Source organism: Variovorax sp. Root318D1, from assembly GCF_001424835.1.
GTDB lineage: Bacteria > Pseudomonadota > Gammaproteobacteria > Burkholderiales > Burkholderiaceae_C > Variovorax.
This window is the reverse complement of record NZ_LMCQ01000016.1, coordinates 1-9,291: the sequence shown is the minus strand read 5'-3', so window position 1 is coordinate 9,291 and position 9,291 is coordinate 1. Positions and strand designations below refer to the sequence as shown.

Sequence of the window (9,291 nt, the reverse complement as noted above, 5' to 3'; positions counted from 1 at the left end):
GTGGGACGGATGCGGACGGTCTCCGGCTCGCGCGAAGCGTGCACGAAGCGCCACAGCGTGACGTCCTCGTCGTTCTCCCTCACCACCAGGCACCGATGCCGCAGCAAGTCTGACGGCGACTGAATCGGCGAAGCACCGGCGAGATAGTCCGGGCTCGCGCAGAGGATGCGTCGGTTCGGTGCCAGCGTCGTGACGATCTGATTCTGGGCGCCAGGCGGTCCGATGTGGACGATGACGTCGCTGCTCTCGACCAGGTGCGCACCGGGATGGTCGGCAAGGTCCAGGGTGACCGTCACGCCAGGATGCGCTTTTGCAAACGCATCGACCACGGGTGCGACATGCAGCCGGCCAAAGCCATGCGGGGCGGCTACACGCAGATGCCCGCTGACGGCCTTCTTGCGATTGGCCAATGCCTCGGACAGCGCCTCCATCGCCTCGGCCACGATCGTCCCGTGCGATGCGACCAGATCGCCTTCATCCGTGAGGACCATCCTGCGCCCGGAACGGTCGATCAGCCGGATGCCAATCCGTGCTTCCAGCGCTTGCAGGCGCTGGGTGACGGCCGGCGGCGTGACGTCCATTTTGCGGGCCGCTTCAGCGAGCGACGCGGACTGGGCCAGCACGTTGAAGAAGCGCAGATCCTCAGAGCTGATCATTTAGTGGAGCCTTAACTCGCTATGCAGGTTCGATAAATTGTAGGTTCAATCGATCAGGCGCAACATCCGGCCATCTGACTTGGTCGGTGCCGGTCCGCATCCCGCAGGCCGCATCGGACAAGCACACTCGGAGCACGACATTGGTCCAAGCCCCAGCCATGAAGCAGACGCAAGCTGTTGCGCAAGCCTCGCACCAGGCCATCGCGGTGCGCGACGACGACGTGGTGCTGATTCCGTTTGCCACGGAACACCTGGAAGGCGCCCTCCAGCTCTCGCAGGAAATGTCCTGGCCCTACCGGCTCGAGGACTGGGCCATCGCGCTCGAGCTCGGCCGGGGCTTCGTGCTCTGCGACCGCGCCGGTAACGTGATCGCGACTGCGGCCTGGTGGCCCTACGGCGACGACCAAGCGTCATGCGGGATGATCATCGTCTCCAAGTCTGCCCAAGGGCGTGGCTACGGGGCGCGGCTGATGGATGCGCTGCTGGCAGCGGCGCACCCGCGGACCATCACGCTCAACTCGACGGCCGAAGGCCTGGCGCTTTATGAAAGGCGCGGCTTTGTCCGCACTGGTGTCATCCAGCAGCATCAAGGCATTCCCCACGAGCGCCACCAGGCGCCACCGACCAGCCTGGTCAGGGCAATGGTGCCATCGGACGTCGAGGTGGTCGCGCGTCTGGACCTGGAGGCCTCCGGCTGGGCCAGGCGGCAGATGTTGGATCGGCTCATCCAGGTCGGCGACGGCCACGTGCTCGTGCGTGATGGCGAGCCGCGCGGCTATGCCATTTCACGCCTCTTCGGACGCGGACACGTCATCGGTCCGGTGGTCGCCGAAAGTGCGGCCGATGCGCGCGCCTTGATCGAAGCCGCGCTCGCACGTCTCGGCCAGGTCTTCGTGCGCGTCGACACCGAGGCCACCTCGCAGCTCGGGGACTGGCTCGACAGCATCGGCCTGCACCAGGTCAGTGACGCCACCACCATGGTCAAGGGGCCGCAGAACCCACCGGCGGGGCCGGCACGCATGTTCGCGGTGGCCAACCAGTCGTTCAACTAGGAGACATCACGATGACGCGCTCGAAGACGCCGGAATGGCAGCCATGAAGCTGGCCTCGTATTGGCTGGACACCTCGGAGCCTTTCCGCAGTGCCACTGCAGGACCGGTGCAGGGTAGCTGCGACGTGGCGGTGATCGGCGGCGGCCTGACCGGCTGTTCGGCTGCGCTGGCGCTTGCCAAGAAGGGGGCGCGCGTCGTGCTCCTGGAAGCCGAGACCATCGGGAACGCCGCCTCGGGTCGCAACGGCGGCATGTGCAACAACGGCTTTGCGCAGGACTACGGGATGATGTCGGCCAAACTCGGCAAGGAGGTTGCCAACAGGCTTTATCGGGCCTTCGATGCTGGCGTCGATATGGTCGAGCGCCTGGTAGCGGAAGAGAAGATCGACTGCAGCTTCGCGCGCGTTGGCAAGATCAAGTTGGCGGCCAAGCCCGAGCACTACGACAAGCTGGCGCGCAGCCAGGAACTGCTGGCGGCCAACGTCGACCCCGACACGGAGATGGTGAGCCGCGCCGAGATGGCCCGCGAGGTCGGGTCGGACCGCTTCTATGGCGGACTGATCTACCGCAAAGGCGCCGGCATGCATGTCGGGCGCTTCGTGCGCGGCTTGGGCGAAGCGGCCGCCCGTCGCGGCGTGGAGATCCACGAGCATGCGCCAATGACCGGCCTGCGACCGGTCCCCGGCGGAGGGCACCAGATCGAAACGCCGAAGGGTCGGCTCCACGCCAAGCAGGTTCTGCTGGCGAGCGGAACCTCGCAGACAGGGCCACTGGGTTGGATCCGGCGCCGCATCGTGCCGGTCGGCGCGTTCCTGATCGTCACCGAGCCCCTGCCGACAGAGACGCTCGACCGGCTGTTGCCGCGGCGCCGGATGGCGGTCGATACGAAGAACCTGGTCAACTACTTCCGAACGACGCCCGACAACCGGCTGCTCTTCGGTGGGCGTGCGCGCTTCGCCGTCTCCAACCCGAACTCGGACGAGAAGAGCGGCGCAATCCTCAAGGCCGCGCTGCACGAGGTCTTCCCCGAGCTGCGCGCCGCACGCATCGACTATTGCTGGGGCGGCATGGTCGACATGACGCGTGACCGCCTGCCGCGGGCCGGCGAGCGCAACGGCATCTACTACTCGATGGGATATAGCGGCCACGGCACCCAGATGTCGACCCTGATGGGGACGATCATGGCCGAGGTCATGGACGGGCGCGCCGAACTCAATCCCTGGAAAGACTTCGACTGGCCCGCGATCCCAGGTCATGTCGGCCCCCCATGGTTCCTGCCGCTGGTAGGGGCCTATTACCGGCTCAAGGACAAGTTCGCCTGAAGCCCATCTCGCCACTCATCAATCGAGGAATCAACCATGAACGAGCACAAGAACCTCAACGGCCTGATCGGCGCCGAGGAAAGCACGCGCCTGATGGGTCAGCTGCAGCGCGGCGCCAGCCGCCGCGACGTGCTGGCGATGCTGATGGCCGGCGGCATGCAGGCCACGCTGGCGGGCGGCGTCGCATCGCTGGCCACCGCGGCAAATGCGCAGACGCCGCGCAAGGGCGGCCGCATTCGGGTCGCGGGCACCTCTTCGGGCGTGAACGACACGCTCGATCCCGCCAAGCAGGCCAACGGCACCGACTACGCCCGCGGCTTCATGTTCTACAACGGCCTGACTTACCTGGACGGCAACCTCGCCGCGCAGCCGCAACTGGCCGAGGAGTTCACGACCAAGGATGCCAAGACATGGGTCTTCAAGCTGCGCAAGGGCGTGAGCTTCCACGACGGCAAGCCGCTGACGCCGGCCGACGTGGTGTTCTCGATCATGCGGCACAAGGACCCTGCGACCGCGTCGAAGGCCAAGGTCCTGGCCGACCAGATCGAACAAGTGACCGCGACCGGCCCCAACGAGGTGACCTTCCGCCTGACCTCTCCCAATGCCGACCTGCCCGTGATCCTGGGCACCTACCACTTCCACATCGTCAAGGAAGGCACGACCGACTTCAGTGCCGGCATCGGCACCGGCCCCTACAAGCTCAAGGAGTTCAAGCCCGGCGTGCGCTCCATCGCCGTGCGCAACGAGAACTACTGGAAGCCGAACCGTCCGTATCTGGACGAAATCGAGTTCCTGGCCATCACCGATGAGTCGGCGCGCGTCAACGCGCTGCTTGGCGGCCAGCTGGACTTGATCAGCGCGGTCGACCCGCGTTCGGTCGAACGCGTGAAGGCCACCGGCCAGCACGCGATCTTCGAGTCCAAGGCAGTCTCGTACACGGACTTGATCATGCGGTTCGATCGCAGCCCGGGCTCCAACCCGGATTTCGTGCTGGCCATGAAGCACCTGTTCAATCGCGAGCAGATGCTCAAGACCATCGCGCAGGGCTATGGCGTGGTGGCCAACGACCAACCCATCGGCCCGACCAGCCGCTTCCACTTCAAGGGCCTGCCGCAGCGTGCGTACGATCCCGAGAAGGCCAAGTGGCACCTTCAAAAGGCCAACCTGGGCAGCAACCCCGTGCCGGTGGTGGTCTCGCCCGCCGCGGCCAACTCGGTGGAAATGACGCTGCTGCTGCAGCAGGCTGCCCAGCAGATCGGACTGAATCTGGAGGTCAAGCGCATGCCTGCCGACGGGTACTGGTCGACGCACTGGATGAAGCACCCGGTGGGCTTCGGCAACGTCAACACGCGCCCCAGCGCCGACCTGGCGCTGACCTTGTTCTTCAAGTCCGATGCGCCTTGGAACGAAGCGGGCTGGAAGAACGAGAAATTCGATCAGTTGCTAGTGGCCGCGCGCGGCGAAACCGACGCGGCCAAGCGCACGCAGATGTATGCGGACATGCAGGTGCTGATCCACAACGAAGGCGGCATCGGGATCCCGATGTTCCTCTCCAGCATCGATGGGCACACCAGCAAGCTCAAGGGCCTGTCGCAGATTCCGCTCGGCGGGATGATGGGCTCCAGCTTCGCCGAACACGTCTGGCTGGAAGCATGACATTGCTGGGTTGGCCACCTGCGCAGGCGGCAGACACGGCAGAATGCGACCGATACGGCCGCACTCGGCCAGTACCGATCATTTGAACGAGTGTCGGTCTCAGGCTTCTCCTGGCTTCCAGTCTGGGCTGAAGCCACCCAGTGTGGGGTGGTACATCTCGTCGCCATCGTGCTGAGTGAACTCGACGTTCAATCGGTCCTCACGCAGGCCCAGCAGCTCGATGCAATGAGCGCACAACGCTTTGGCTACCGCCATCCGAAGTTCGGCTGGCCGGCCCCGGCGGATGTCCAACATCAGCAAGGAAACGGGAACAGGAACCTTGCCCACTTCGGCGATGCGCCAGATACCGCCTGCGCCCAATTCCCGAATTGCTACGGATATCCGCCGAATATCAACGCTCATCGTCGAAGCATAGGTCTCGCACATCCGAGCCGCGAGCTGTTGCTTCAAGTCCTCGGGATAGCTGTCGTTGACGTCGAGTTGCAGGTAAGGCACAGGATCTCCTTGGAAAATCTAATGCTCGGCTTTCGAAAGCAGGTCGCGGATATAGGCCTCGAGAGTCGTCGCGCCCCGCAGCGCGTCGTCGGGCATGTCGAAGCCGCCGTCAAGGCTGACCGCTGTCATGCGCGCGTAGGAGTCCGCAGCAGCCTCGGAGAAGCCGAGGCCCTGGAACGCCTCTTTCCACTCGTCGCGCGGGATGACATCGACGCCCACGGGCGCGCCAAGCGCCTGCGAGAAGGCCTTCGCCACGTCCGCCGAGGAATACCGTCTCGGGCCCCCTACATATCGGATGCCGATGTCGTCCAGCGTAGACACCAATCTCTGCGCTGCGATCTCGCCCAAGTCGAGCGGCGCGACCATCGGAATGAGCAAATCGGCGGGGTACATCGTCTGCAGCGTTCCAGTCTTGCGAACAGCGTCGAGCTGGCCGTCCCAGTTGCTCATGTAGTACGCGCCACGGTTGATCGCCGCGGGGATCGGTTGCCGCCGCAGCCCTTCTTCGAGCTCCCACAGGACGTTGAGGTCGCCAATGCGATCGCCGGGCTGCGCGCCACCGGTCGATGCCGCGACGACCTTCTCCAGCCCCGATCCGTCCAGCGCGGAAAGTATGTTCGCGACCGTTCGCCTCTCGACTGCATCGGTGTCCGCAGACGTATCGGCGTTCGGGTTGAGCAGGAAGGCACGACGACCGCGCCGGAATGCAGCGCGCAGTGACGCCACTTCGTTGACGTTCGCCTCCACGATTTCGGCACCTTCAACGAGCCGCGCCCCAGCGCGGTTCGCGTCATGCGTGACGATCGCTACCTGTTCGCCGCGCGCAAGCAGCGCTGCCGCTGTCGCCGAGCCGACATGACCCGTTCCACCCATGATGACGTACATCTGCGCTTCTCCTGTTCGTCGCGTGTGTAGGAACGGATAGCTTTGTGGCTAAGGGGCGGCTCGTCTGTAGGCGTGATTCGACAACCAGTGGTCTGCTTGCACCGGGGCTCGGTGCACGCAGCGACGTGATGCCCGGACCCTGGAAACGTAACTCGCCACCATCTGCAGACCCCCGGAGTGAAACTGCCGAGTAGCTTCGGCTTGCTCGAAACGAGGGGCGGCTTTGGAGAATTCCGCACGGCCGCTTTGGGCCCAAAGCCGACATTCCCCTTGCTCCAAAGCGGCCAACGGGACATGCATGCAACCGCCTCTGCTGGAGATTTGCGGCAAGCACTGTGTCAACAGCCCAAACAGCGACGCTGCTTGCGCAGCACTGACTACTCAGACTCAGCCATGTGCCAGGACCCCGACGAGTTCCTTCAAGTGGCTCAGAACGAGGAGTTCGTTGCGGCTCTTGCGTCAGTTTTCACGGGGGAGCGAGAATTCAAAGCCGCGAATCAGAGCGGCTCGTACTCGGCTGGAACGCTCGGCTGCGAGAGCGTTGCTGTGGCGTCAGCATTCACATAGCTCGGAGGCGCGGCGCAGCCGGAAACTTGCAGTGTCGCAATGCAGCGAGAACGTCTGCTGGGGGGCTCGCAACATGCCGCTCGAGCACTTCGAGACGACCAGGCTCATATTTGGTGTACTCAAACTTGAGAACAAGATTCTCAGACCCCATGAACAAATGCGCCGAAGACGCTACAGAGGCCAGTTCTAGCGCGTCGGCAAATTCGCCTCTAATGATTGTGCCGCGATGTACGGCCACCTTCCCGCCATCAACTGCGCCATCCCAGGCCCTGATATGCGTCAACCGCCCGCCGAAAGAAGTGGACTGTATCGCGCACGCAGAGCGCCCCTTTGTCACCACGTACCAAGCTTCTCCGAAATCGAATGGCGCTCCATTGACAGTGAGCTTGCCGCCCTCACCAACCCACCATCCACCAATAGCTTGGGATGCACCGGCCGCTCCAGATAAAAGGATCAGAGCGATGGAGGCGAAGACCGAGATGAAAGCGCCTCTACTCTGCTTTGTAGTCATGTCTGCTCTCCGTGCTGCCTGGACCCACACGGTCGGCCCCAAGCATTTGATGGTTCGGTCTCTGAGATTGACCTCGTTGCGTGCTCACTCCGTGAAGTCTCTGTGAAGCACGCCGGTCATCAGTACAAATCCTGAAGACTCGATGGGCCTTGGAAGGTCCGGTCTTGGCCGACTGTAGCCGGCCGCAGCCTCTGAGCTCTGGGACCTTGAGCAGCCAGTCGCAATAGCCTAGAGCGGACAGCCAGCCCTAACGGTTGTGGCCCGGCTTGCGAGCACGAGTCCGCAACGTCCTATGCCCTTGGCCCATTCGGCAGCTTACCGCTCGCAGCGATTTGTTCCGCTACGTAGTCGAGGCGTACGAAGCCTTCGCGCTCCTGAAAGGAAATCGTCTCTGCATGCATCAACTCACCATAGGTCTGCATGAGAGTGCAGGCCTCAACGAATCGCGATGCACTTAGGTAGGCTTGAATGGCGGCTCGGTAGATGGCGTAGTCCCCGTTTACCTTCGCGCCTCCGTAAGACAGTTTGAGGTCAGCACGGGCTTGCCAGATGGGGTCATCCGCTAGCTGCGGCGCATCGTGTTGCCCTTGCAACCATCTGAGTTGTTTTATCGCACGCTGGCCAAACGATGGCGGGGCAATGATCGCCTTGACCGCAACGACACGCGCTTCTTCTATTCGGCCCTGTCGAACGTACTGCGCCCACAAGAGGCAGAGTGCTTCCGTGTACTCAGGGAGCACATCAAGTGCTCGCTCCAAGAGCGCTACGGCGTCATCTACAGCCCCCGACTGAACCTTCTGCTTTGCCTCAAAGAAAAGAGCACGTGGAGAACGCCCATCCTCTTCAAGCGAGGGCGGTTCGGGGTACTCGTCCTCTGCACCCTTTAGTGCGCCCAAAAAAGAGGGCAGCGACGAATACGTCGGCTGAATCTGCCATGAATCGTGCCATGTCTCGACCACGAGCGGCTCTTCCGCTTCCAGCCCGATGGGCCAGTAGAGGCCAAATGAATCGCCATTGCCGAGTGCCCCCTCTGTGCAGGGTAGAAATCCCAGTGGCGGGTATGGCGTCTTGTAGCGCCATTCATAGTCAACGCTTATCTCTGAAATTCGCGAAGGAAGGAGCATGAAATTAAGGGACGATGGGTTCGCTTTGGCACGGCTTCGACCGTCTGCATCCGGCCGAGTAGCCGAAGCACCCTTGGTGAAATAAGTTCTTAACCCGAACCGCGGTTGGCCTCAGCGAGCCACTTGGTAGTCAACGCAGGAATCACTTCAGTGGCTTTCCCCCGGAGGCACGTGTAGCCGTAAGGCGGCTTTTCCACGTTCAACGAGACGAGCACTTTTTCTGCTCTACCTCTGGCTGCCTTTACCAAAGAAGCAACAGGGAAGACCGAGAGAGACGTGCCTACTACGAGAACCTTTCCAGCACTCGATATGTGTGCCCGAGCTTCTTCAAGGAACTGGACGTTCTCTCCAAACCAAACCACATCGGGTCGGAGTTGAGTTCCGTCATCGCAAAGTTGACCCATGGAGATCGGCAAGCCCTCCATTCGATAGCGCTTGCGTGCTTCGGAAGTACCCCTTGCATAGGCGATCTGGCCGTGAACGTGAACTACGGTGGTCGAGCCGGCACGTTCGTGAAGTTCATCAACATTCTGTGTGATGACGACTACATCGTAGGAGGCCTCCAAGGATGCGATTGCCTGATGGGCAGCGTTTGGGACTGCGTGCCAAGCCTTGAGTCGTCGCTCGTTGTAGAACGCAAGCACTGCCTCCGGATTGCGCTTCCAGCCTTGCGGGCTTGACACATCCTCCCAGGAATACGAATTCCAAAGACCGTTGGAGTCCCGAAAAGTAGGCAGGCCACTCTCGGCGCTGACACCCGAGCCGGAAAAGACGACTATTTTGTTGAACTGAACCTCTGGTTTCATTCGATCTGGCGGGCTTTAACCCCTGTCGTGAACGTCTGGTTGTGGCCGACTGTGGCCCCACGCACGGCCGGCGCAAAGCGGCTAAAGTGGAAATTGGTCGCTGTCGATACCAGACGTTATGAATCGCCCCGGCTTTCATGGAGGCCGGTTGGTTTAAGTCATGCCACCACCGTGGCGATCTGACTGGCGAGTTGCCGGTAATAGTTTGCCTCAGCTTC

9 protein-coding genes are annotated in these 9,291 nt (G+C 62.5%); 3 read left to right on the top strand and 6 right to left on the bottom strand.

The features are described 5' to 3' along the window. Positions 1-656, bottom strand: a 656-nt coding sequence (locus tag ASC78_RS14290; protein ID WP_055802446.1) for a LysR family transcriptional regulator, incomplete at its 3' end; no start/stop codon positions are given. A 158-nt stretch (positions 657-814) separates the two neighbouring features. On the opposite strand from ASC78_RS14290, the gene ASC78_RS14285 reads away from it, so the two are divergent. From ASC78_RS14285 to ASC78_RS14275, 3 genes are read left to right on the top strand one after another with little or no spacing between them, the layout of a single operon-like run. Further along, entirely contained in the window at positions 815-1,708 is an 894-nt protein-coding gene (locus ASC78_RS14285; protein WP_055802444.1) for a GNAT family N-acetyltransferase, read from the top strand. 43 nt (positions 1,709-1,751) lie between these two features. Further along, positions 1,752-3,029, top strand: a complete 1,278-nt coding sequence (locus tag ASC78_RS14280; protein WP_055802448.1) for an NAD(P)/FAD-dependent oxidoreductase — start codon at positions 1,752-1,754, stop codon at positions 3,027-3,029. Between the two features lie 36 nt (positions 3,030-3,065). Next, positions 3,066-4,685, top strand: coding sequence for an ABC transporter substrate-binding protein (locus ASC78_RS14275; protein ID WP_055802443.1), 1,620 nt, complete (start codon positions 3,066-3,068; stop codon positions 4,683-4,685). Positions 4,686-4,784: 99 nt separating this feature from the next. On the opposite strand, the gene ASC78_RS14270 is transcribed toward ASC78_RS14275, so the two are convergent. The 5 genes from ASC78_RS14270 to ASC78_RS27070 form a co-directional block, all read right to left on the bottom strand. Then, positions 4,785-5,180 (bottom strand): tautomerase family protein, encoded by a 396-nt coding sequence (locus ASC78_RS14270; protein ID WP_055802441.1) that lies wholly within the window; start codon positions 5,178-5,180, stop codon positions 4,785-4,787. An 18-nt stretch (positions 5,181-5,198) separates the two neighbouring features. Beyond that, a complete protein-coding gene (locus tag ASC78_RS14265; protein WP_055802440.1) occupies positions 5,199-6,065 on the bottom strand; it encodes an NmrA family NAD(P)-binding protein in 867 nt (288 codons plus the stop codon). 559 nt (positions 6,066-6,624) lie between these two features. After that, positions 6,625-7,143 carry a hypothetical protein gene (locus ASC78_RS27455; protein WP_157634453.1) on the bottom strand — a complete coding sequence of 173 codons (519 nt, stop codon included), beginning with the start codon at positions 7,141-7,143 and terminating at the stop codon, positions 6,625-6,627. Positions 7,144-7,433: 290 nt separating this feature from the next. Continuing rightward, on the bottom strand, positions 7,434-8,267 hold the full coding sequence (locus ASC78_RS14260; RefSeq protein WP_055802437.1) for a tetratricopeptide repeat protein: 834 nt from the start codon (positions 8,265-8,267) through the stop codon (positions 7,434-7,436). 89 nt (positions 8,268-8,356) lie between these two features. Next, positions 8,357-9,073, bottom strand: coding sequence for an SIR2 family NAD-dependent protein deacylase (locus tag ASC78_RS27070; RefSeq protein WP_082517532.1), 717 nt, complete (start codon positions 9,071-9,073; stop codon positions 8,357-8,359). Positions 9,074-9,291 lie beyond the last annotated feature (218 nt).

Excerpts from the sequence above, each read along its gene's own strand:
- ASC78_RS14285 (WP_055802444.1), top strand. The coding sequence starts at position 815 with ATGAAGCAGACGCAAGCTGTTGCGCAAGCCTCGCACCAGGCCATCGCG.
- ASC78_RS14280 (WP_055802448.1), top strand. The coding sequence starts at position 1,752 with ATGAAGCTGGCCTCGTATTGGCTGGACACCTCGGAGCCTTTCCGCAGT.
- ASC78_RS14275 (WP_055802443.1), top strand. The coding sequence starts at position 3,066 with ATGAACGAGCACAAGAACCTCAACGGCCTGATCGGCGCCGAGGAAAGC.
- ASC78_RS14265 (WP_055802440.1), bottom strand. The coding sequence starts at position 6,065 with ATGTACGTCATCATGGGTGGAACGGGTCATGTCGGCTCGGCGACAGCG.
- ASC78_RS27455 (WP_157634453.1), bottom strand. The coding sequence starts at position 7,143 with ATGACTACAAAGCAGAGTAGAGGCGCTTTCATCTCGGTCTTCGCCTCC.
- ASC78_RS14260 (WP_055802437.1), bottom strand. The coding sequence starts at position 8,267 with ATGCTCCTTCCTTCGCGAATTTCAGAGATAAGCGTTGACTATGAATGG.
- ASC78_RS27070 (WP_082517532.1), bottom strand. The coding sequence starts at position 9,073 with ATGAAACCAGAGGTTCAGTTCAACAAAATAGTCGTCTTTTCCGGCTCG.